This window comes from Acinetobacter sp. G18, from assembly GCF_052660225.1.
Map to the genome: position 1 here is coordinate 110,096 of NZ_CP109658.1, position 24,316 is coordinate 134,411.

Below are 24,316 nucleotides of genomic sequence, written 5' to 3' on the forward strand. Positions count from 1 at the left end.
AAAGAAGCAAGCGAATAATCATTGACTATGTCTCCAATTATCCATTCTTTACTTGATACAGACTTGTACAAATTTACGATGCTACAAGTGGTTTTGCACAAATTTCCGCAAACTCATAGCGTCTATCATTTTCGTTGCAGAAACTTAGAAGATACGGTTTATCCATTAGTGGATATTTTGGATGACTTAAATGAGCAACTCGACCATTTATGTAATCTCAAATATAAAGAAGACGAATTGCAATACTTAAGAAAATTGCGTTTTATTAAAAGTGATTTTGTCGATTATTTAGAATTATTCCAACTCAAACGTCGTTTTATTCAAGCCAGTATAGATGCCGAAGGTCGTCTAGATATTCGTATTGAAGGGCCAATGGTTCAGGCCATGATGTTCGAGATTTTTGTGCTGGCGATTGTAAATGAGTTATATTTTAGCCGCATTCGAACAGATGAAGTTTGGGCCGAGGGCGAACGCCGTTTAAAAGCAAAACTCGAATTAATTCAGCAATACGAAAAATCTCAACAGCCGAATGATCCTCCATTTTTAGTTTCCGACTTTGGTACACGCCGTCGTTATAGCTTTGAATGGCAAAAACATGTCGTGGCTGCATTTCATAAAACTGTCCCACATGTGTTCCGTGGTACAAGTAATGTCTTGCTGGCTAAAGAATTAAATATCACGCCAATTGGAACTATGGCGCACGAATTCCTACAAGCGTTTCAGGCCCTTGATGTGCGCTTACGTGACTTTCAAAAAGCTGCTTTAGAAACATGGGTTCAAGAATATCGTGGAGACTTAGGAATTGCTTTGACTGACGTTGTTGGAATGGATGCTTTCCTCAGAGATTTTGACCTGTATTTCGCGAAACTATTTGATGGCTTACGTCACGACAGTGGTGACCCATATGAGTGGGGCGATAAAGCCTACGCGCATTATCGTAAGTTAAAAATTGATACTAAAACCAAAATGCTCACCTTTAGTGATGGTCTCAATTTGCCAAAGGCATGGGAGCTTCACCAATACTTTAAAGATCGTTTTCAGGTAAGTTTCGGTATTGGAACCAATTTGACCAACGATATGGGGCAAAAGCCGCTGAATATTGTGTTGAAACTGGTTGAGTGTAACGGTCAGTCGGTTGCCAAAATTTCGGATAGCCCAGGAAAGACCATGACCGACAACGATACGTTCTTGGCCTATTTGCGTCAGGTTTTCCAAATTGAAGAGCTTGATGAAGCTGTTTAATGACAATGTCGTTTAACGACTTGGCAAAGACTCAGTGCTTAAGAATGTTTATATCTGATTTTTTGCTAAATGGTAGCAGAAAATCAGAGTTTGATAGATATAAGCTTATGCTAAGATGAAATTAAGCTGGTATAAAAAGTAACCATGACGATGACCCCTCCTGATTTTAAACTTGATTTACTCATAGAAGCCGAAGAGTTAGTGCCTTATTTAGGCAATGAATATATCCGTATTGTGGATTTAAGCCGTGCATCTGTTTATGAGCAACTTCATATTCCACATGCCATTCATTTACAGCCTAAATGGTTGGTGGCTCAACATGAAGAAGCCACTGGCATCTTGCCTGATGAATCTGGCTTACAAGCGCTGATTGAAAAATTGAATATTTCACCAAATCATCACGTTGTGGTCTATGACGATGAAGGTGGGGCATGGGCTGGGCGTTTAATCTGGAATTTACATTGCTTAGGATTTACGCGTACCAGTTTAATTAATGGTGGTATTCATGCATGGTTAGGAGCAGGCTTACCCACAACGGCAGAAGTCGAAAAAATTTCTCCTGTTACCGATTTAATTCAAATTGATTTATCGCATGCTGCTCAGTACCGAGTGAACTATGAGGAACTAAGAAAGCAAGTCGAGCAAGAAAGTATTCAGTTATGGGACTGTAGAACAATTGATGAATATAGTGGTATCCGCTTAGCAGCGCGACGCGGTGGTCACATTCCAAATGCCCTTCATTTTGAGTGGAGTACTGCACTTAATCGTCAAAATCATCTAAAATTGCATCCGCTTGAACGCACGCGGCAGCGCCTTGAACAACTTGGGTTTGATTTACAGCAACCTGTAGTCGTGTACTGCCAGTCACATCACCGTTCTGGTTTGGCCTACATTTTGGCTAGACTTTTGGGTTGGGAAGCAAAAGCCTATGATGGTGCGTGGAGTGAATGGGGCAATCGCCTCGATAGTCCTATTATTACTGGAGAATCACCGTCGTGAGTTTCACATCTCGATTAAAAAAAGAATTATTTATTAAGGCACAAAATCTTGTTCCTCAACATCAATTGAGCCGTGTAGTGGGTAAAGTTGCTGCGAGTGAAAATCCAGTTATAAAAACTGCTGTTATTCAAGCATTTAAAACTAAGTATGGGATTGATTTATCGATTGCTGAACAAGGCAATGCACTGAAATATAAATCTTTTAATGACTTTTTTACCCGTGCTTTAAAAGATGGCGTACGTTTGATCGACGAAAATGCAGATAGCATTGTTTCACCAGCAGATGGCGCTATTTCACAAATTGGTAAAATTACTGCTGGTGAGGTTTTTCAGGCAAAAGGTCAAAGCTTCTCTGTAGAGAAACTCATTGGCGACCCACAACTTGCTCAACCTTTCCAAGAAGGTGAGTTTGTAACAGTTTACCTCTCGCCACGCGACTATCATCGTGTTCATATGCCATTTGCAGGTACATTAACTGAAACGTTGTATGTACCGGGTGAGCTATTTTCAGTAAATCAGGTGACCGCTGAAAATGTACCGGGATTATTTGCCCGTAATGAACGCATGGTGTGTTTGTTTGATACTGAGCTTGGACGTATGGCTGTTGTTTTAGTCGGCGCTATGATTGTTGCTGGTATTGAAACTGTAGCAACAGGCAAGGTAAAGCCTTCAGGTCGTATCGAATTACAACATCATCAGTTAAAGCTAGAAAAAGGTGCTGAGCTTGGCCGTTTTTATTTAGGTTCTACTGCGGTTATCTTATTTGAAAAAGATAAGGTCGAGTGGGAAAAGCGTTTTAAAGCTGAGTCTGTTGTTGTGATGGGTGAACGTATGGGCCATACGATCTAACCCAGAAATAAGATTTAAAAAGAGAGCATTTGCTCTCTTTTTTATTTACATTCCTATAATTAACTATATTTTTAAATATAATGTTTGCCAGTAAATTAATTTTTAACTCATTATAAAGATTCACTAAGAGAATAAAATGTCCCCAACTCCTATCATTAGTTTATATTTTGCTTCGGCTTTGACTTTCATGGCCGCGTTACTTCATTTTATTTGTGTGTTTTGGGGAGCAAATGGTTTTCGGTTTTTAGGAGCTGGGAAAAGTATTGTTCAGATGGTCGAAAGGGGGTATTGGTATCCGAATTTTACAGCTATAGCTGTGGGGATCATCCTAACAGTATGTTCTATGTATGCCTTCTTTGCAGCAAAAGGACTACAGCTATTACCTTTTACCGAAATTATTTTGTCACTTGTCGCAGCTGTGTTTCTTATTCGTGGTTTTGCTTTTCCATGGTTAAAATTAAAATTTGTCGGAAATAGTGATTTATTTTGGTATATCAGCTCAGCCTTTTGTTTAATACTGGGTACTTTATATGCCGTAGGAGTATATTCAATATCAAAGAATATATTTTAATTAGCTAGAGTTAATACTTTTAAAAAGCAAAAAAGGGAGTATGGCTCCCTTCTTCATTATTTAGTCCAACCATATTTTTTGAAAATAGCATTGCCTTGTTGAGATGATAGAAAATCCACAAAACGTTTAGCTTCAGTGTCTTTTAAACTATGCTTAGTTAAGGCTACACCTGTATCTCGATAAATAACTAGCTCTGGTTCAATTGGTATAATTTGTCCAATATCTGGGTTACTGACTCCCCAAATATTAAAGACTAACCAAGCATCATAGCCGCTATTTTCTTCCCAGTTTTTCTTGGCAATTCCTGTGTTGGCTGCATAGGTGGCAATATTTTTTCGAAAAGATTTGGTTAATTTAATATTTCCAGTTCTTCCAGCAATATCTTCCCACATACCGACTTGACCTGCGCCATGCGTAACTAAAACCTTAACACCGGGTTTAGCGAGGTCTTTAAAACCTTTAATATTCTTAGGGTTTCCCTTTCTCACTAAAATGGCTGTGGGACGTAAATATAAAGGCTCTACCGAGTCTTTTATAATTTGCTCAGAAAAAGCATTTTCAAAATCAGACATCATGGCTTCGGAACCGCTATATATAACATCGGCATCTTGTTTCGCTTTTTCCGACCATTGAGAAGCAGGTCCAGAAGTCACATGGACTGCTATGCCCGTTTTATTGGTGAATTGTTTGGCGGCTTCTTTTATTGCGGGTGCTGGACCACCAGGACCATACACTTGCACATCTGCAAAGCTATGGATAGATACAGAACCGAGAATAAGACAAATTAGGTACGGTATAAATTTATATTGTTTTGACATTTTAATCGCTGTAGTAATTAGGAAAATATCAGCATATATTTTTTATTATTTAAACGGGATTAATTTTTGCAACTGTATTTATATTACATATTTTTAAAATATAGTTTTATTAAATTTCAGTAAATCTGTTTTAATGTGTTTTTAGATTGAATATAAATTATAGATAATTTTATGGTAATTTATATTTTATAAATTGATTATTTAAATAGATGCAATGTAAATAATAGAAGAGTAATCCCTTGATTAAAAAAAGTAATTCGTTTTTTAAAATTTTATTTAGTAGTGCTTGTTTAGTGTCTGGCTCTGCTATGACTGCGTCAATTACAGATTTGAACAAGCAAATTGTGAACGATAAACCAGGTTCAATACTGTCTATAGCACAGCAAGATGTAACGAATTTATTTCCTCACGCCGATCAGCGTTTGTTAATAAATTATCGTAGTCGAGGTGTGAACGGTGAACCTATCGTTACCTCAGCATTTATTTTACTACCAAAAGGAACACCGCCTAAAAATGGCTGGCCTATACTTGCTTGGGCACATGGTACGACAGGAGTTGCTGACACCTGCGCACCTTCGGATGACTATGTAGGTGGCCCAGTTCATTCATATCAAGAAGTTGCTTCTAAAGCTTTAGATAGCTGGCTTGCACGAGGCTACGCAGTTGTTGCACCTGATTATCAGGGTTTAGGTACACCGGGTGGGCATCCTTATATGAATGCAAAAAGCCAACTGCATACGGTGGTCGATGCCGTACGAGCATTACATGTGTTGAAGCCAAAAGATTTCAATAAACAGTGGTTAGTCATGGGACATAGCCAAGGTGGGGCTGCGGCAATTGCAGTATCTGCTTATGGCCAAAAAGATGCGCCTGAACTGGATTTAAAAGGAGCGATTGCGCTTGCGCCAGGCGGTTATCAATATGAAGGTATTGCAGAATATGTGAAAACTAATCCGAACCCAGAACCTAGTGTGGCTGCTTTTTTCCCGATTGTATTATTGGGCGCACAAGCAGCTGAACCAAGCATTGTTCCTGAAAACTTAGTCAGTCCAGAAATGAACACTGTGCTGACTCAAGGACGTAGCCGCTGTTTATCTGAACTTCAATCTGATTTGAAGAAATCTCCTTCGAGTATATTTAAAGCTGATGCGGACTTAAAACCTCTTTTGGCTTATCTAAAACAGCAGTCGATTGAAAATATGGTGCCGACTGTACCGTTAATGATTGTTCAAGGTTCTAAAGATCATTTGGTTGACCCGAGAGGAACATATGCTTATTACCAACAGCTATGTAAATTAAAAAAACCAACCATTTATCAAACGATTGATGGCGGAGATCATCGAGATGCCCTGCGTCAAAGCAATACTTTCGCTACCAACTTCTTAAACGTTATAGAGAAAAATCAGATCAAGTCGTATTGCTCGACTTCTAAATAAACAGAGTGTGATTTTCACAAAAAAGCCGACTTTTTATGAGTCGGCTTTTTATATATGAGGGGTAATTTTAGGTCATGTTATATAGTCTTTCTTTTGGAAAAACTGCGGTAAATGTTGACCCTTCATTTTCTTTAGATTGCACGTCTAAATAAGCGCCGTGTTGCATCAGCACGTGTTTTACAATCGCCAAACCTAAACCCGTTCCACCTGTTTGACGACTACGGTCGCTATCTACACGGTAAAAGCGCTCAGTCAGCCGCGGCAAATGTTTTGGGTTAATCCCAATGCCTGTATCTTGTACGCTAAAGTAAGCATGTTCACCATCGTCGTGCCAACCAATGGTAATCGTTCCGCCTTTTGGTGTGTACTTAATGGCATTGGTAATTAAGTTACTAAATGCACTAGCAATTTCCATGTCTGAACCAATGAGGTCACAGTGGCTATCAATATGTAAATTGAGCGTGTGTCCATAATCGGCATTGTAAGCCTGAGCATCATCAAAGAGTTGATTCATTAAACTCGGCATTTCAATAATCTGATTTTTTGCAATTTTTTTGTTGTTTTCTAAATTCGATAACAGCAATAAATCATTCACTAACGCATTCATACGTTTGGTTTGTGATTGCATTTGGTCAAATGCACGTTTCCAGCGTGGGCTAATATCTTCTTGATCGGTAAATGTTTCGATGTAGCCACTGAGTACAGTTAATGGAGTACGTAGTTCATGCGAAATATTGTCGACGAAGTCTTTACGCATTTGCTCAAGGTTATGCATACGAGTCACGTCATAAGCGACAAGTAAGCGGCTTTCACCACCAAACCGTGTGAGTTTGACTTGCACATAACGATCATCATCAAAGTTGGAATGTAGCTTAATGCCGTCAGGTGCCTGATCAATGTTGTTAAAATATTCAATAAAAGTAGGCTGGCGCAAAATCGTTAATAAGTTGCGACCACGGTCGAGTGGGCTAATACCCAATAAACGCTCTGCGGCAGGGTTCCACCATTCAATTTGATGTTGATCATCAATGAGTACAACGGCTTCAGCTAGCGCAACTAAAGAGGATTGAGCGCGGTCAATCAGCCCAACCATTTCGGCTTGAACAATACGTTCCTGACGCTGAGCACGATACACATTAAACAATAGTGCCCCCCAAATACCACTTAAGTTGGGAGGAACATCGTAAGGATTGTTGGCAATCCAATCATTGACCAAATATAAAGAACGTAACTGGAGTGCAAAAAACACCACGAAGGCGATAAAAATACAGCTCCAGAAATACCCAACCCCTAAACCGACTAAACCCGCAATAATCAGGAAAAATAATAAAAGCCGTAAATCTTGTTTAGCAAACGTCCATAAACTACTGTAACGAGAAAGTTTTTGTTCACGTACCTGTTCAGGGACGGGGTAGGGTTCATACATAAATTTTGGTTAACCTGCGGCTAAATCTGCACGTGTTGAGAAACGATAACCTGTACCACGTACTGTCTGAACAAATCGGTCAACACCAAAAGGTTCTAAGACTTTACGTAAACGACGAATATGTACATCGATGGTACGATCTTCGATGTATACATTACCGCCCCATACCTGATCGAGCAACTGCGCACGTGTATATGCACGCTCTGGATGGGTCATAAAAAATGCAAGCAAGCGATATTCAGTTGGTCCCATATCTAAAATACTGTTGCCAAAGCTTACACGCTGGCTTACAGGATCAAGAATTAAACCATTGGCATCAATCGTTTTTTCACCGCTTAATGCATTTGCACGGCGTAGAACTGCTTTAATACGAGAAACCAGTTCACGTGTTGAAAATGGCTTAGTCATATAGTCGTCTGCACCGGCATCTAGACCTTGTACTTTGTGGTCTTCTTCTCCGCGAGCGGTGAGCATAATGACTGGAATTTCTGCTAAATTTTCATCGCGTTTTAAGCGGCGGCATAAGTCGACACCACTCACCCCTCCAGGTAACATCCAATCGAGCAAGATAAGCGCCGGACGTTGGTCGACGATAATTTGATGAGCCTGTTTAGCATCTTCAGCCTGTAAACATTGAAAGCCTGCCATGTCCAAAGAAGTATGGATCATTTCACGAATAGGAAGCTCATCATCGACAATTAAAATGTAGTCATCTTTCACAGCGTAATACCTTGTAGATTTTAACGGTGAACCGTTTTGTAGTTATGACAGGCTTATTACAAAGATTAATTATGACAATTTCATTGCAGAAAAGTCTATAAAATCGAATTTAGCAATAATTTGTGACAAAAATACGGCAAGCACATGACCGAATGATGACAGGAAAACATAAATTTTCTTAAAATCATTCAAGGTGTTATCAGTTTGCTTTCCTATAGGTTTCTTAGGTCAAAGTCGTGTCAAAAAACTTTAATATTATTTTGAAACTTGTGCCAATAAAGATAAGAAAACAATACGGCAAGCTGTCAAAACTTGCTCTAGAGACTGCTCAAAGCCTCCCATCACCCAGCGAATCGCAATTTGTGTCACGTATCCGTTTAAGCCAGTTGCGATTAAAGATAGCTCATTTTCATGATGTTGAATTTGCGGCATGGTCAGCATAACGAAAGCTTGAATCATACGATCAAACTGAGCAAGTGTTTCCTGAATGGTGGCCTGATTATGTAATTCTTGAACCAGAACTGCATCAACATAGATGATACGAGCTAGTCTCGGATCGTCTTTTAAGGTTGTCAGCAGTGCTCTTAAACCCGCATCGACCATTTTTTCTGGATCTGGCGCAGCTTTAATCACAGCTTGCATTAAGTTTTGTTGTAACTCTTCAATCATTTTTAAAAAGATAGTTTGGAATAAATCCTCACTCTTTTTAAAAGATTCATAAAAATAGCGCTCGGTGAGTTTTGCTTCTTGGCAAACATCTTTTACCGTCACTGAAAAAAAGCCGAGAGTTCCATAAGTTGCAATACCTGCTTCAATCAGTTTTTCGCGGCGTGCCTCTTTACGCTCAGTAAGAGATAACCCTTTGAACTGACGTTCTTTACTCACAGTTTTTGTTTTCTTTTTACTGGTTGAGTCGTTTGTCGCCATAAAAAATGGTTTCCTGATTTATCGGTTTTTCGGCAAATATGGGCCTATGATAAAGCCGTCAGCAGAATTGTGCCAATCTATCTGAAATTACAGTGTACTATATTGACAATGAATATTGTCAAAATTATATTAAAAGAGTCTAAAGTGCACATGCAATGAACCGATTGTGCAAATCGAAAAACAAAGGATGGACAATGAAAAATTTTAAAAACAAAGTCGCTGCAATTACGGGCGCAGGTTCTGGCATTGGGCAACAACTAGCAATTCTCTTGGCAAAACAAGGCTGCCATCTTTCTTTGAGTGATATTAATGAAAAGGGCTTAGAGAAAACTGTTGAGCTATTAAAACCCTACAGCAACATTAGCGTAACAACTAAAAAGCTGGATGTTTCTGACCGTGAAGCGGTAAAACAGTGGGCACAGGAAACCGTGCAAGATCATGGCTCTGTTAATCTCATTTTTAACAATGCCGGCGTTGCCTTAGGTTCGACTGTAGAAGGCGCGACCTATGAAGATTTAGAGTGGATCGTTGGAATTAACTTCTGGGGTGTGGTTTACGGTACTAAAGAATTTTTACCGTTTATTAAGCAAACTCAAGATGGTCATATTATTAATATTTCGAGCTTATTTGGTTTAACCGCTCAACCTACTCAGTCTGGCTATAACGCTACAAAATTTGCGGTGCGTGGTTTTACCGAGTCATTACGCCAAGAGCTAGATATTGAAAAATGTGGCGTAAGCTCGTTGTGCGTACATCCGGGTGGTATCCGTACCAATATTGCTAAAGCTGCAAAAATGAGCGATAGCTTGAACACTTTGGGTATGGATCCGACAAAATCGATTCAAAATTTTGACAAGTTATTGCGTACCCCACCAGAAGAGGCGGCTCGTCAAATTCTGGATGCAGTTTTGAAAAATAAGCGTCGTTTACTCATTGGTAGTGATGCAAAAATTCTGGATGCATTCCAACGTTTATTCCCGACAGGATACCAACGTGCTTCAACCATTGTGACCAAATTAATGAAATAACTTTTAATGTAAAAAAGCCATCAAATGATGGCTTTTTTTATAAGGCTTAATGCATTCTAAATAAGAACTTTGATCTTCTTTTTCTTCCAAATAAACTGATAATACAAGCCTTGAACAATACAGAGGCTGACAAATGCCAAAGCATAAGCAAACCAAATTCCTTTAAGTCCCCACATAGAGCTAAACCAGTAAGCACATGGAATTTCAATAAATAAAATAGCCGATATGTTTAATAGCATTGGGGCTGTTACGGTACCACTGGCACGCATGATGGATGCAAAAATAGCACCTGCACCAAAGAACAAAATTGCCCAAAGTACAATAAATAAAAGTTGCTGCCCTAACACCACCACAGTTGGGTCGGTAATGAATAAAGCCATTAAATATTTTGAAAATAGATAGCCCAGTGCGATTAGGGTACCTGTAAATAAAAAGTTCATACCTAGAGCCGTGCGGGTAACACGTGCAAGTAGGTCTGATTTACCTGCACCAATGGCTTGTGCTGCAAAAATTGAAGCTGCAATTGAGATTGATAAAGCAGGAAACTGAATATAGTTGAGTACTTGGTTTACAGCACCATATGCAGCTGTCGCATGAGCGCCAAAACGGTTGACTAAACCTACAATCACAAGTCCTGCCATAGAGGTGGTAATCATTTGAATACCAGTTGGCACACCTAGGCGCAAAATGATTTTGCTTAAATCTGGGTTATGACGAATATGCTGCAAAAGTTGGCGGTTCGGTCGAAGCGGATGCTTTTTCTTGTTTAGGTAAATCGCCAGAAAAATTAGGATAGCCACATACCCTGTAATGGTGGCAATTGCTGGAGCAATAATTCCCAGAGCAGGAAAACCAAAATAACCCTTAAGCAAAATAGGGGTAATGACTAAACCAATCACACTGGTTAAAGCAAGAGCTAGTAAAGGTGTCGTACTGTCACCTACACCACGTAAAATAGAGGTATAGATAATATAGACAAATAGGAGTGGACTACCTGCCAACATCCATTGCACATAAGGCAACGAGAGATGCATGACCTTTGGGTCGGTGCCTAAAAGTTCTAAAATATCTTGGGCAAAAAACACACCAATAATTGCAGTAATGATACCGCCAATAATGGTCATAAACAGAGTAGACCCTACGACACTTTGAACTTTTTCAATATTCTGCGCGCCCCATGCTTGCCCGACTAAAATAGTCGTACCAGTTGAAATTCCGATAATAAAAGCGAGCAATAAGAATAAAATAGGGAAAAAAACCGAGACGGCAGCAATTGCATCGACACCCATCATTTGGCCAACAAAAATGGTGTTAATGGTGCCGGACAAGTTCTGCAAAATATTGGTTGCAATGAGTGGCAATAAGAAAACAAAAAATGTTTTCCATAGATTTTGCTGATGAATTAAAGACTGTCTTGGTGGCATGTATTCTCCATCGCCCATCTCTTTGATGAGCGGGGCAGATATTCAACTTAGCATATTTAGGGGAAATTTCTTGTAGTGTTTTACTATGCTAAGTTTCTAAATTTATTAACATTCATTCAAGATTTCTCCTGCTTTTTGCAATGTTTCATCATTTTTAGCAAAGCAGAAACGAATGAGGCGTAAAGACTCAGGCGCTTGTTGGTAAAACACCGAAACTGGAATGGCCACAATTTTATGTTGCTCGGCAAGAAACTGGCACATTTCAACATCGTTTAAATCGGGTCTAATCTGGCTGTAGTCAAGGTTTTGGAAATAAGTGCCTTGAGACGGTTTAAGTAAAAAACGGCTGTTGTGAATTGCCTGATTAAATCGATCCCGCTTAGTTTGATAAAACTGTGAAAGCTCTTGAATATGTTCCGGATGTTGTTGCATATATTGCGCTAGGGCAATCTGACAAGGTGACGTGCCACAGAAATTCGCATATTGGTAAATCTGACGGAATAAACGCATTAATTCAGGTGAAGCAACACAGTAACCTGTTTTCCAACCTGTCACATGAAAGGTTTTCCCAAAAGAACCAATCACAAAACTACGCTCTCTTAGCTCTGGAAAATGCAACGCACTAAAGTGTTGCTGACCGTCAAAAACTAAGTGTTCATACACTTCATCAGATAAAACCACGATATTTTTATCTCGAATCAGTTCAATAAGCTCTAACCAGTCCTGTTTTTCCCATATGGTGCCAGTTGGATTGTGGGGCGTATTCACCACAATCATACAGGTTTTGTCATTGACCAGATCTTTAACTTGCTGCCAGTCAACCTTAAAGTCAGGTGCTTGCAGGGCAATACGAACAGCTTTGCCACCTGCTAGCTGAACAGAAGGGCTGTAGCTGTCATAACTCGGGTCAAAAATAATCACTTCATCATCTGCATTGATACAGGCTTGTATGGCACAGAAAATAGCAATGGTCGCGCCAGGTGTAATCGTGATTTGTGTGACAGGATCAAGTTGAAGTTGGTCGCGCTGTTGAAACTGTAAAGCAAGTTGTTCACGCAGAGCGAGAATGCCATCACCAGGTGGGTACTGATTATGTCCAGCTAAAGTTGCCTGTGAGAGGGCTTCGAGCAAAGCAGGAGGTGCAGGAAAGTCAGGGAAACCTTGTGAAAGGTTAAGTGCACCCAAGCGCTGTGCCATTGCCGTCATGGTACTAAAAATAGTTACCCCTTGTGTGGGCAATTTTGACTGAAGCTGTAGCATGTTGTTCTCTTAAAGAAATGATTAGGGTTATAAAATCGATTCAATCGCTGCGCGGATTACACCTAGAGTTAAACCGATAAATGCGCCAACTACAACGCCGTTTACGCGAATCATGTGTAAGTCGCCACCGACTTCATTTTCAATTTTTCCAATCATTTCACGTGAGTCCCATTCATGAATGCGTTCACTCACATAGCGTATGATTTTATGGCTATACTGATCGGTAAAAGTCAGTGCAAGCCCTGTCATTTCTTTGTTGAGAACTTCACGTACTTTGGTATTTTGAACAAGGTTTTCACCGAGTTGCTGGATTGCTGCACGTAGGTTCATTGCAATGCCAGAGTCTTCTTTCATTAAATCTTCTTTAATGGCATCACATAAAATTGTGACAGCACCGCTAATGAAGTTCAGGACTTGAGGACTATCTAACAGTGCATCTTTACCGCTATTTAGACGTTGGCTCGCAACACTATCTGGTTTTGCCAGCTCAAGCATGAGAGAGTGAGCAACAGTTTCAATTTCCTGACGCCATGGGTGTTCTGGGTCGGCCAGCATTGATTCTACTTTTTCAATCAGTGAGTCGATCGTGCGCTGCTGAACATCAATACCAATCCAGCTTGCACCCTTTGCCAGTGACCAGACTCCCAGCGCTTTAAACATTTTTCGGGTCAATTCACGAGTTTTATCAGGGTTCTGTACGACCCACTCATGCGCGATATCGAGACCACGCTGCAATACGTCTTGGTGGAAGTCATTTTCCAAGACTGCACGTAACATTTCGCTGGCAAGTTTATTGACTTGTGTATTGCGTACCCATTGCACGCTGTTGTTTTGCACAAAATTGGCAATTTGCTCTTGGCTCACAAATTCAAAAATTTTCGGTACCGTTTGTTGAATGAGCTGTACCACTTGTGTGTTGTTTTGTGGGCTTGCTAGCCATTGACCAATGGCAAGACTTAGGTCGGTTTTTTCTAAGCTTCGTTCAACCACTTGAGGTGACAGGAAGTTTTCCTGCACAAATCGGCCCATTGACTCTGCAATACGAGCCTTATTGCGCGGAATAATTTCGGTATGATCGCGCAAAAATTTAGGGATAGGAAGCTTACCAAATGGGTTTCGAAACAGAACGGTAATGGCATACCAGTCTGCAAGTCCACCGACTACGCCAGCTTCCGCACCTAACATTAAAATATGAATTAAGTTGGTGTACTCTGGCAAAAAGCGATTGGCAACCAATAAGCCAATCCACAACACTACAACAATAACCAGCGCCATCGTCGCAAAGTATTTGCTGCGCTTCAGATTGGGTGCATGGTGTACTTCTTCTGCCATATTCATACGGTCATCCTATTCATTTTTGTTTTACTGGCGGCTCAGGCGGTGGCAGCAATTCTCCTGTCGGACTTAAGCCATATTTTTGTCCGATTGATTTGAGAATTAACGTTGCATCAAAAGCGTCCTGCGGAGCCTGCTTTTGATCCCGATAACATTCAATAGTATACGATACTTGAACAGGGTCGATATTGACCACTTGTGGGAAATCATAGAACGGGTCATGCCAGAAACCCGGATAACGACGGCCATAACCATACGGATAAAAACTCGGTGCAGCTGGATAAACCACAGCCTGACGAGGTGGTTTTTGGCTTTGATTACTTGGGTCATTTTGTACTTTAAAAAAGCGGAAGCCTTTTTGTACAGTCGTTTGTGCTGATTTCACCAAGGTAATTTCTTCAGCTGTTCCATAGCTCATGTTTGAGTCAGCTTGGAAGCTGATTCGGAACGTTTGTGCATTTAACGGATAGGCTGAAAACTGGCCAAGTTGATCGAAAGTTTTTGGTTTGCTAGGTATGGTAGAACAAGCACCTAGAGTTAAGGCAGTGCCTAAAGCTAAACAAAGAGAGAGATATTTCATGGTGAACTCCCAGCTGAGCATGGAAGAATGGATAACTCAGCATTAAAAAATAGAGCAGTCTTAAAAACTGCTGTTCGGTTCTAATAAAAATTCGGTTTCCTCTGGTGTCGAAACACGTCCGAGGATGGCATTGCGATGAGGATAACGTCCAAAGCGATCAATAATCACTTTATGCTTTTTCTCAAAGCTTAAATTAATTTCATTGCCGAGGCGTTGAAATAACTTTAAAGCAAACTCATGGATCAATTTTGATTCACTATGCATAAATGGCATATACAAAAATGAGCGTTGGTCAGGATTAAGCTGTGCATCGAGTTGCAAGCTAATTGCTTCTTGTGACAAAGCTAAAGCGAGGCTGTCATAAGCAAAAGATTCAGGTTGATCACGATAAATGTTGCGAGAAAACTGATCTAGCACAATAATCTCTGCAAGACGACCTTCTGCTGTTTTTCGCCAAGACCAAAGTTCTGCTTGAGTCGCCTGATGATGAATGTCTGCAAATTGATCACGGATTTTTTTGTCAAAATCATCACTTTTTGCAAACCAAAGTGAACGGTGTTCAGGTGAAAACCAGAAGTTTAAAATGTCTTGATCGTTCATGATATTGACAACTCTTTAGCAATTATTCTTCAATAAAATCACAATTCTTTCGTGTCTTAAATAACAAGATTGTGATAAAAATTGCCAAACTGAAATGATGTGATCATATCAACATCCATATCATGTCACGATTTTGTATATAGTGATCTTTTATAAGCGAGCAAATGCATGAGTCAACCCACTACACCATCTCAATCAGTTATTCCTGCTTGGGTGGATTCGTCGCTACTACAAGGCATGTTACGTGGAATAGAACGTGAAAGCCTACGTATGCAAAGTAATGGGTTCTTATCACAAGACTTACATCCAAAGGCATTAGGTTCAGCTTTAACACATCCAAAAATTACGACTGATTATTCAGAAGCGTTGATGGAGTTTATTACTTCACCACAGCCAACGATTGGTGATGCCTTGCATGAACTCACCGATATTCATGCGGTTGTACACCGTCATTTAGAAAATGGTGAAAAGCTCTGGCCGTTGTCTATGCCATGTATGCTAGATGACAACGAAGAGCGTATTCGTTTAGCTCAATACGGTACTTCTAATATTGGTCGCTTCAAGACGCTTTATCGCCGTGGTTTGGGGATCCGTTATGGTCGCCGTATGCAGACGATTTCGGGTGTACACTATAATTTATCTTTTCCAGATTCTCTTTTTTCTGCTTTGCAGGCACATGAAACTGACGAAAAATTAAAATCACTCAGTCTGCAAGATTATCGTAGTCACCGTTATTTTGGACTTATTCGTAACTTTATTCGTTTAACACCACTGGTAATGTTCTTAGTCGGGGCAAGTCCTTCGGTTTGTCGTTGTTTTTTGACCGGACATCAACATCATTTATTGCCTTTAATCAAAGGATCATATTATTTACCGTATGCTACAGCACTCCGTATGGGACGTTTAGGCTACCAAAACTCGGCACAAAAAAGTTTAGGTATTCACTACAACAACCTATCTGGTTATCTGGCTGGTTTACAAAAAGCAGTACATTCTCCTTACCCGCCATTTAGCCGTTTAGGGTTAAATGATGCTTCTGGTGAACCGTTGCAAATTAATGACCATGTTTTACAAATCGAGAATGAATATTACAGTCTCGTGCGTCCAAAACAGGTACCGCATGCGGGTGAAACACCATCTCAAGCCTTGCAAAATCGAGGCGTGGGTTATGTTGAACTCCGTGCAGTAGATGTAAATCCATATTCACCAATTGGTGTAAATGAAACAACGGCTGGTTTCCTTGAGGCATTGGCGCTTTATTGCTTACTCAGTGATAGCCCTGAATTGTTATGTGCTGAGCAAGATTTGATTGAGAAGAACCAGACAGAAGTGGTTAACCGTGGTCGAGCGCCAAACGCAACCATTACTGATTTAAACGGGTCTTACCATATTGAGGACTGGGCACGTCAGCATATTTCAAATATGCAGGCTTGTGCCAAGTTACTCGATCAGACCTATGTGACAAATCTGTACAGCTCGGCTTTGACCGTAATGCAAGAACGCATTGATGAAGTAGATGAAACATTATCTGCACATGTGATTGATGACACGTTAAAGCATGGTGGAACTTGGAGCTTTGGCAGTCATATGGCACAGATGCATGCTGAAAGTTATGAAAAGCATGAAATCAGTGCAGAGACTTTACAATATTTTGAACAATTGGCTGCACAATCTTTACAGCAGCAAGAACAACTTGAACAAGATAGTCAGATCAGCTTTGATCAGTATCTTGAACAATATAGATAAAAACGAGGTTTTACATGCGATTAAGTTACCGTTTGGTGAGTGGACTGCTTGTACTGGCAAGCATTGTCGGCATGTCTTTTGCGTTATATTTGGAACATGTAAAAGGTTTAGAGCCATGTCCGCTCTGTATTTTTCAACGTGTTGGCTTAATGGCAATGGGTTTTGTGGCACTCATCGCATTTTTGCATAACCCAGTTTCCAATGCGATTAAACGCTTCTACGCATTTTTAGCAGGCATTGCAATTTTATGGTCTGTAGGCGTGGCAGGCCGTCATGTCTGGATACAACATTTACCACCAGACCAAGTACCAAGTTGTGGACCGGGTTTAAATTACCTGATTGATGCTTTACCGATGAAAGCTGTTTTACAAGAAGTGCTTTCTGGTTCAGGTGAATGTGCTGCTATTGATTGGACCTTTTTAGGCCAGTCTTTACCAATGTGGTCATTAGTGTATTTTGTTTTGCTATTACTGGTTTGTTTATGGCAATTATTCCGTTTTTATCCAGTATTTAAGACGGCTAAAAACTAAGTTTAATATGATTAAAAAAAGCCCAACTCAAGTTGGGCTTTTTTTAATCACTTTAGAATAAGTGAGAATATAAGAAAAATTGATAAAAATAGCGCATAATTTTATAGACAGATAGTTCTGTTTTTTATAAAGTGCACCCGTTTATATATCCTTACGATTATAAAAAATGCTTTTTAATATATTTAGTGTCTTGGAAAAAATAGGGCTAAATGCTCAGAAACGTGCTATTCACGTACAGTTCTCTAATGAACTACTCAATAACCAAATATTCTTACAACGTATAGAAGGCCAACATCAGCTGAATGGTGGCCTAATGGCAGAGTTGATTTGCCTTTCAACCAATGCCCAAATTGCATTGAAGCAATTTATTGGTGTTCAAGTCGCTGTTGATCAGGTCACAGATTCGGGACAATTGTTCCGAACAACAGGTATTGTGACCGAAGCCAGTTATGGACAAAGTGATGGTGCTTTAACGCTTTATAAGCTGACTATAGAAGATGCGACAAATTTATGGCACAAACGCCGTAATAGTCGTGTTTTTATGAATAAAAGTATCGTAGAAATTACCGAAGTTCTATTTAAAGAGTGGCAAGAAAAAAGTCCACTATTTGCTGCGAGTTTAAGTCTTGACTTGAGTGGGTTAAGTCAAAACTATGATATTCGACCTTTCACCATGCAGCACAATGAGTCTGACTATGACTTCCTTACGCGCTTATGGCGAAGTGAAGGCATTAGTTGGCTTATTGATGAATCAGAGCTTTTTGTCCCTCATTTTACTGCACCAATACAAGCTCAAAAGCTACGATTAATTGATGACAATAGCCAGTATCAGGCTTTAGAACGTCGTAGTATTCGCTATCACAGAAGTAGCGCAACTGAATATCAAGATAGCATTACTGGTTTTGTTGCGGTACGGAGTTTGCAACCGACAGCGGTACATGTGCAGCGCTGGCAACCCGATGCCCTTGCACAAGAAGAGGGTAATGGTTCGGTTGTTACCACGCATACACATTCAGACAGCTTTGACTCAGCCACTTTAAGTCTTGAGCAAGCATGGCACGTAAGTCCTGCTTGGATGCAAGATTTAAAAGGGGAAGATCAGGCAACCGCTTCGGGTGGTAGTCAGTTAGAAAAATTAAATCAACACTTCACCGAAATGCATGCGAGTCGGGCCAAATACTTTAAAGCCTATAGTAGTGTCCGCGATAGCCAAGTCGGCTATTGGTTTAATCTACGCGAACACCCTGAAATTGATCAGCATGAAGGGGCAGATCAAGAGTTCTTGATCATTGCTAAAAACTTTTATAACCAAAATAACTTACCTAAAGATTTACATCATCAAGTTAGCCAGTTATTAACCCAAAGTCGTTGGGATCAACATGGTTATGATGATATAGAGCGTCAAGGTAATGAGCTGACCCTAATACGCCGTCAAATCAAAACTGCGCCTGAATATAATCCAGAGCAGCATCGCCCAATTGCCTACCCACAAAGAGCGAAAGTCGTGGGGCCACAAGGAGAAACCATCCATGTCGATGAATGGGGACGTATTAAGGTACGTTTTCTATTTACCCGTAGTGATGATCATGGCCATGATGGTGGCGCAGGTAGCAATGATAACGATACCGACTCGGCTTGGGTGGACGTACTGACTCCTTGGGCAGGAGAAGGCTATGGCGCACGTTTCTTGCCACGTATTGGTGAAGTGGTTGTCATTGATTTCTTTGACGGCAATATTGACCGTCCATTTGTGACTGGGCGCATCCATGAAGCGCAGCGCTCACCCACCAAGTTCGATGTAAAAGGTCAGCTTCCTGCAACTAAAAAACTGAGCGGGATTCGAAGCCAGGAAATCAATGGAAATGGCTTCAACCAATTACGCTTTGATGACACAACTGGACAAATCAGTACCCAACTCCAAAGTAGTCATGCGGCAACACAGCTAAATTTAGGTAATTTAAGCCACCCGAAAGAACAAGAGACGAGCCAAGGCCGTGGTGAAGGTTTTGAACTGAGAACAGATGCTTGGGGAGCTGTGCGTGCGGGTAAAGGCATGCTCATTAGTACCTATGCACAAGAGCAGGCGATTGCAGACCATTTAGAGGCAGCACAAGCACAATCTTTACTTTCACAAGGTTATGAAAGCATGAAAATGCTCAGTGAAGTTGCAGCCAAGCAACAAACTGATGCTTTGAATGTGATTAATCGCTTACCTAAATTCATCCAGTCGCTTGAGCTAAAAACCACAGGTCAGGCATTAAATAGTACGGTGAACTTATTTAAAGAAGGGATTAATAACGACCCTATTCACGCTTTAAAAGACTGTGGCGGCTTTATTCAAGACATTGGTGCACTAGGTGGAAATGCAAAAGGCGTTGTAGATGAATTTAATGCTTTCTTTACCGATGCCAAAGATGCGGTAGAAAATTTAAAAGCGTTCATCGAAAACGTTGAAGAACATGGTGCCGACATCGTTAAAGGTAAACTTGCCAGCATTAAAGACCGCATTCATAAAAATCCATTTGAGAGTATTAAAGAGGTCGGAAAAGTCTTAGCGAATGTCGAGACTAAAGATTTTGACATGATGAGTGTATGCGGAACTTTTAGTAAAGGCAGTAAATTGGAAGTATCACCTTCTAAAGCATTGAGTTCTTTACAAGGCTTTATGGAGGGTTATACCCAAGGTTTAGAAAGCAGTTCCGATACTAAACAGCAAGAACAAGGCAAAATCTTTAGACAAGCCTTAATGCTATTAGCATCGCCAAATGGCATTGCCTTGACGACACCTGAAAATATTATTCTACAAGCGTCGCAAGATATTGCTGAAAGTGCCAGCGGTTCAATTAATTTGAGTGCACAGAAAAATATTATTGGGCATGCACAAGACAAAATTAGTTTGTTTGCCGCGCAAAAGGGTTTGCGTGCTTATGCAGCAAAAGGAAAACTCGAACTGCAAGCACAAGACGATGCTATTGAAGCAATTGCGAAGAAGGTCATCAAGCTCATTTCTACTGAAGATAAAATCGAGCTTACGAGTCCAAAAGAAATTGTATTAACTGCTGGTGGTTCACAGCTCAAAATTAATGCCAATGGCGTGTTTTCAACAACAGGTGGTAAGTTTGAAAGTAAAGCTGGGCAGCATTTGTTTACGGGTGGGGCTAAGGTTTCTTATGAAGTTCCTCAGATGCCTAATACACCAAGTTTTAGTAATCGTTTAGATATATATGATCTATTTTGGGAAAGTGACTTTAGTAAGCTTAGCTATAAAGCGTTCATTCCAGAGACAAATTCATTTACTTCAGGGGCTGTAGATGAGCATGGGCGTACAGGAAAAATCAGTAGTGCTGATCCAACAAATGTTCAAGTTTTAATTGGTTCTGATGATGAATGGGGACTATTAATTGATAGCTTTGATGAAGATGATTTTTTAGAAGATCAGAGCATAAATGGTAGTAACTCTGAAATCGATAATAATACTGAAGATAGGGGCTGAAAATGAATAAAAAATCATTAGTTACAATACAAATTTTAGATTTATTTGGCAGCCCAATTTCAAAAGCACAATATGTAGTAAAAAATCAGAGAACTGGAAAAGTTATTGCTGCGGGGCCAACAAACTCATCTGGATGTATTGTTGAAATCAGCCAAGATAAAGGAACTACTTTAGATGTATATATTAAAAGTATGTTTAAGGGTTCAATGGTTAAAGTACAAAGTTTTGTAATGTCTAAAGACCGAATGGTCGTAAAAATTACAAGTCCTAAAGTCCTTTTGGATTTAAAAACATTAACAAATCAAGGTAATAATGGTCAATATAAAAGAAAAACACATATTGTTAAAAAGGGTGATACGCTTTTTGAAATAGCACAAAAAAATCATACGACTGTTCGAGCACTGGAACGTTTAAATAAAATAGACGATCCCAATAAGATCAGTGTTGGTCAAGTCATTAAATTACCAGTTCATATTCCTGCTTCTGGAAATCATTCACACCAAGACAAACCTAAGCACAAGCACTCAGCTCAATCTACAAATAAACCTACTGCTAGTAGTGCAAAAACTACCCCAGCTCCAGCAGCAAAAAGGCCAGCTAATCCTGCTTCTCAAACAAAACAAGAAAATGGGCTTCCAGAAAAAGCACATCAACTTTATGAAGATACTAAAAAAGCATTGAATGAAGCTGCAAGTTCAGTTTCTAAAATTTTGACTGTTGATGATCGTAGTCAAGATGGAGGTACTCCTAAAGCAAATACTACAAATATTTGTAAAACCAATCCTCAATGTATTTCCAGTGGTAAAAGTGAGTTAATCAGAGAAGTTAATATTCGCTTAGCAGGTTTTGGTGGAGCATTACCAACAGATGAATTTACAGAACTGACTGCAACATGTATTAAACAATTCCAACGGGATTATATGGGGGTTCCAGATACTGGGAAGATTTGTGGTTCTGTTTTAGCTGCTTTAGATAGATTCAGAGATGAATATGGAATAGCTTCTTTCTTTGATTCAATGAAATGCCCTTGTGGGGAATGTTCGGGTTTTGGTCGTAGCAGAAGTGGTAATTTCAGATTTGAGATGTATAACAAAACTACGAGACAATACGTTGAGGTCTATCGAGATGCGAAAGAATATAATGGCATGCATAGAAGTTTGATCTGGGCACTTAAAGCAATGCTATTTTATTTTAAAAAAATGCCTAACTCAGCAGGATATAAAATTGTAAAAATTTCTTCAGGATATCGTTGTATTAATAATAATTGGAAAAATAGACGTCCAACGACTAATCATATGGGGTGTGCTTTAGATATTGTAGTTCATAATAAGAATAATCAAGTGGTTAGTATGAGCGAACTTGAGAATCAAGTAAGAATAAAATGGTTTGGTAAGTATTTAAATACTAGTCTAGGATGGTCACCAGATAAATTTGGTTTAGAACGTATCTCAGACGGTGCAAAAACATGGGTTCATTTAGATGTTCGTGAATTTAATAAAAAATATAAAATTGACAAGTTATTTAGCACTAGTAAAGATGGGTTAAATGGAGATTATCTAATAAATTTATTTAAAGCTGATGAGAAAGCTAATAAAATATTAGGATGTTCCGGAATAGTTGTTTCCCCAAATAAAAATCCTAATCTAAATGATAGTTCTTTAGAGGATCTGATTAGGCAGTTGGGTAGTGTTATCTCTCATGGTGAAGGTAATTATGAATCTTATAATACTGGAACAAAAAATGTTAAAGGTGATAAAGTTGGCTATTCATTTAAAAACCCTGGGAAAGGCACCGTAACAAGCAAAAGAATTCAGCAAATTATTGATAATGCAGAAGCAAAAGATGGTAATGATAAAAATCGTCTATTTGCAACAGGTAAATATCAGACGACCTACTATACTCTTCAGGAAGGGATTAAACAGGGATATTTTACTGGAAGTGAAGTATATGATGCAAATATGCAAGAACAGGTATTTCGAGAATTTCTAATTAGTAAACGAACAAAACTTTCTCAATTTGTGAGAAAGGGTATCGGTAGTTTAAGAGATGCTCAATATGATGCTGCTCAAGAATGGGCATCAGTAGCAGTACCAAAAGGCCTTCCTTTAAAAAATGGGAAGATATCCGATGGAAATAAATCTTATTATGAAAAACCTGGACAAAATTCTTCTTCTCCAGAGTCGACTAAAATGGTTTTAGAAATTTTAGAGAAAATTCATAAATTTCATAAAGATGGTAAATAGATTAAGTGGTGGAAAAATGAAAAATACGTCTGTTAGCTCAACTATACTTATAGTTTTATCAATTTTAGGATGCTCAAGTAATACATCTATAGCTAAGGGTATCAATAAAATAGATGTCAAGGACTGCTCAATTGACTATGATGAGGTAGATTTTTGTTCCAAAGAAAGATTAAAAGATTATAATAATACTTTAAAAAACAAAGTATCAAATTTTGATAAAAACAAGTTTTTAATGAATTTTAAAGAAAAAAACTATTTATATTTTGCAGTTATTGATTTAGAAAAGCTTAAGGTTTTCACATTCCCAGCTTCATTAAGTGTAATGTCAAATATTAAACCTATAGAATTCTCATCTGATAGTAATTCATTTTGTTTAAATGGTAACTTTAATCAATATCAAAACTCTTATAGAGCAGTAAAAACTTGTTATACATATAATAATGGAAGTTTTGATTTTAAATCTAGAGTTGAATTAGATAAGGATATAAATAATTCTAATAATGTGATAAAAAAACTCAATTTACCAATTTCCTCAGATTTTTTCTCTAAATGTAGAGAGAAGAACTCAGCTAAGAAATGCACGCAACTTGAAAATTCTAATAATCGGGCTTACTCTTTCTCTGAATTAGAAAAAATATCTCCTGATTTTATAAATGTACTTAATGACACAAAAGTGGATTCGTTAAATGTAAATACATTTAGATTCCTTCCTCAATTCAAAGATAGCTTTTATTCTATTGCTGAAAAATATATTGATACAGATGAAAGTTCTAGTTCTGAATTTTATTTAATAAAAATAAAGCCTGATTTAAAAGTGGAAAAAATAGGAGATTACTACTCAATTGATAGTTCAGGCGTAATAAGTTATAGAGATAAAAATGGTAAAATTTTAAAGAAAAATTTAAAATAAAAAAAGGACTTAAATTAGACTAATACATACTTTGATTGTACCCCAATAGTTGGGGTACAGAGAGAAATTTTTAATGAACCTTTTGAAAAATTAGTAATATTTTTTATTGTTACATAAATATCAAAGTATTTTTCACAAGGAAGATATTTAAATAGCAAATGCTTTCCCTATTAGTTTCAA

The 24,316-nt window shown here is 38.9% G+C and carries 20 protein-coding genes; 11 read left to right on the forward strand and 9 right to left on the reverse strand.

Annotated features, from left to right (window positions below):
- The first annotated feature begins 27 nt into the window (after positions 1 to 27).
- From pncB to NE363_RS00520, 4 genes are all read left to right on the forward strand, one after another.
- Positions 28 to 1,242 (forward strand): nicotinate phosphoribosyltransferase, encoded by a 1,215-nt coding sequence (gene pncB, locus NE363_RS00505; protein ID WP_445535627.1) that lies wholly within the window; start codon positions 28 to 30, stop codon positions 1,240 to 1,242.
- Positions 1,243 to 1,392: 150 nt separating this feature from the next.
- Entirely contained in the window at positions 1,393 to 2,241 is an 849-nt protein-coding gene (locus NE363_RS00510; RefSeq protein ID WP_068935002.1) for a sulfurtransferase, read from the forward strand.
- Positions 2,238 to 3,089 (forward strand): archaetidylserine decarboxylase, encoded by an 852-nt coding sequence (gene asd / locus NE363_RS00515; protein WP_445535628.1) that lies wholly within the window; start codon positions 2,238 to 2,240, stop codon positions 3,087 to 3,089. The genes NE363_RS00510 and asd overlap by 4 nt, the downstream gene beginning before the upstream one ends.
- A 136-nt stretch (positions 3,090 to 3,225) precedes the next feature.
- Positions 3,226 to 3,660: a hypothetical protein gene (locus NE363_RS00520; RefSeq protein WP_445535629.1), complete on the forward strand. Its 435-nt coding sequence runs from the start codon at positions 3,226 to 3,228 to the stop codon at positions 3,658 to 3,660.
- Between the two features lie 56 nt (positions 3,661 to 3,716).
- Here the strand turns inward: NE363_RS00520 and NE363_RS00525 are convergent, their stop codons facing one another.
- The gene (locus tag NE363_RS00525) at positions 3,717 to 4,478 is read right to left on the reverse strand and encodes an AcfC family putative adhesin (RefSeq protein ID WP_445535630.1); all 762 of its coding nucleotides are present in this window, start codon (positions 4,476 to 4,478) and stop codon (positions 3,717 to 3,719) included.
- Between the two features lie 239 nt (positions 4,479 to 4,717).
- Here NE363_RS00525 and NE363_RS00530 point away from each other — a divergent pair, with 239 nt between their 5' ends.
- Positions 4,718 to 5,914 carry an alpha/beta fold hydrolase gene (locus NE363_RS00530; RefSeq protein WP_445535631.1) on the forward strand — a complete coding sequence of 399 codons (1,197 nt, stop codon included), beginning with the start codon at positions 4,718 to 4,720 and terminating at the stop codon, positions 5,912 to 5,914.
- 67 nt (positions 5,915 to 5,981) lie between these two features.
- Here NE363_RS00530 and phoR read toward each other — a convergent pair whose 3' ends face one another.
- From phoR to NE363_RS00545, 3 genes are all read right to left on the reverse strand, one after another.
- On the reverse strand, positions 5,982 to 7,340 hold the full coding sequence (gene phoR / locus NE363_RS00535) for a phosphate regulon sensor histidine kinase PhoR (protein ID WP_049066296.1): 1,359 nt from the start codon (positions 7,338 to 7,340) through the stop codon (positions 5,982 to 5,984).
- A gap of 9 nt (positions 7,341 to 7,349) precedes the next feature.
- Positions 7,350 to 8,060 (reverse strand): phosphate regulon transcriptional regulator PhoB, encoded by a 711-nt coding sequence (phoB, locus tag NE363_RS00540; protein ID WP_000650776.1) that lies wholly within the window; start codon positions 8,058 to 8,060, stop codon positions 7,350 to 7,352.
- Positions 8,061 to 8,315: 255 nt separating this feature from the next.
- The gene (locus NE363_RS00545) at positions 8,316 to 8,987 is read right to left on the reverse strand and encodes a TetR/AcrR family transcriptional regulator (protein WP_004704841.1); all 672 of its coding nucleotides are present in this window, start codon (positions 8,985 to 8,987) and stop codon (positions 8,316 to 8,318) included.
- Positions 8,988 to 9,181: 194 nt separating this feature from the next.
- Here NE363_RS00545 and NE363_RS00550 point away from each other — a divergent pair, with 194 nt between their 5' ends.
- Positions 9,182 to 10,015, forward strand: coding sequence for an SDR family NAD(P)-dependent oxidoreductase (locus NE363_RS00550; RefSeq protein WP_004704843.1), 834 nt, complete (start codon positions 9,182 to 9,184; stop codon positions 10,013 to 10,015).
- Between the two features lie 56 nt (positions 10,016 to 10,071).
- Here NE363_RS00550 and NE363_RS00555 read toward each other — a convergent pair whose 3' ends face one another.
- From NE363_RS00555 to NE363_RS00575, 5 genes are all read right to left on the reverse strand, one after another.
- On the reverse strand, positions 10,072 to 11,439 hold the full coding sequence (locus NE363_RS00555) for an MATE family efflux transporter (RefSeq protein WP_039252380.1): 1,368 nt from the start codon (positions 11,437 to 11,439) through the stop codon (positions 10,072 to 10,074).
- A gap of 105 nt (positions 11,440 to 11,544) precedes the next feature.
- Complete coding sequence (locus NE363_RS00560) at positions 11,545 to 12,699, reverse strand: pyridoxal phosphate-dependent aminotransferase (protein ID WP_445535632.1); 1,155 nt, start codon at positions 12,697 to 12,699, stop codon at positions 11,545 to 11,547.
- Between the two features lie 27 nt (positions 12,700 to 12,726).
- The gene (locus NE363_RS00565) at positions 12,727 to 14,037 is read right to left on the reverse strand and encodes a DUF445 domain-containing protein (RefSeq protein ID WP_019458561.1); all 1,311 of its coding nucleotides are present in this window, start codon (positions 14,035 to 14,037) and stop codon (positions 12,727 to 12,729) included.
- 13 nt (positions 14,038 to 14,050) lie between these two features.
- Complete coding sequence (locus tag NE363_RS00570; protein WP_004704850.1) at positions 14,051 to 14,614, reverse strand: CC0125/CC1285 family lipoprotein; 564 nt, start codon at positions 14,612 to 14,614, stop codon at positions 14,051 to 14,053.
- 60 nt (positions 14,615 to 14,674) lie between these two features.
- Positions 14,675 to 15,214, reverse strand: coding sequence for a DUF924 family protein (locus NE363_RS00575; RefSeq protein ID WP_198071901.1), 540 nt, complete (start codon positions 15,212 to 15,214; stop codon positions 14,675 to 14,677).
- Between the two features lie 168 nt (positions 15,215 to 15,382).
- On the opposite strand from NE363_RS00575, the gene gshA reads away from it, so the two are divergent.
- The 5 genes from gshA to NE363_RS00600 all read left to right on the forward strand — a co-directional run bounded on the left by gshA (position 15,383) and on the right by NE363_RS00600 (position 24,136).
- Positions 15,383 to 16,960, forward strand: coding sequence for a glutamate--cysteine ligase (gene gshA, locus NE363_RS00580; RefSeq protein WP_445535633.1), 1,578 nt, complete (start codon positions 15,383 to 15,385; stop codon positions 16,958 to 16,960).
- A gap of 14 nt (positions 16,961 to 16,974) precedes the next feature.
- Positions 16,975 to 17,490 carry a disulfide bond formation protein B gene (locus NE363_RS00585; protein ID WP_445535634.1) on the forward strand — a complete coding sequence of 172 codons (516 nt, stop codon included), beginning with the start codon at positions 16,975 to 16,977 and terminating at the stop codon, positions 17,488 to 17,490.
- A 166-nt stretch (positions 17,491 to 17,656) separates the two neighbouring features.
- A complete protein-coding gene (locus NE363_RS00590; protein WP_445535635.1) occupies positions 17,657 to 20,983 on the forward strand; it encodes a type VI secretion system Vgr family protein in 3,327 nt (1,108 codons plus the stop codon).
- Positions 20,984 to 20,985: 2 nt separating this feature from the next.
- Complete coding sequence (locus tag NE363_RS00595; protein ID WP_445535636.1) at positions 20,986 to 23,226, forward strand: LysM peptidoglycan-binding domain-containing protein; 2,241 nt, start codon at positions 20,986 to 20,988, stop codon at positions 23,224 to 23,226.
- Positions 23,227 to 23,242: 16 nt separating this feature from the next.
- Positions 23,243 to 24,136 carry a hypothetical protein gene (locus NE363_RS00600; protein ID WP_347913747.1) on the forward strand — a complete coding sequence of 298 codons (894 nt, stop codon included), beginning with the start codon at positions 23,243 to 23,245 and terminating at the stop codon, positions 24,134 to 24,136.
- Positions 24,137 to 24,316 lie beyond the last annotated feature (180 nt).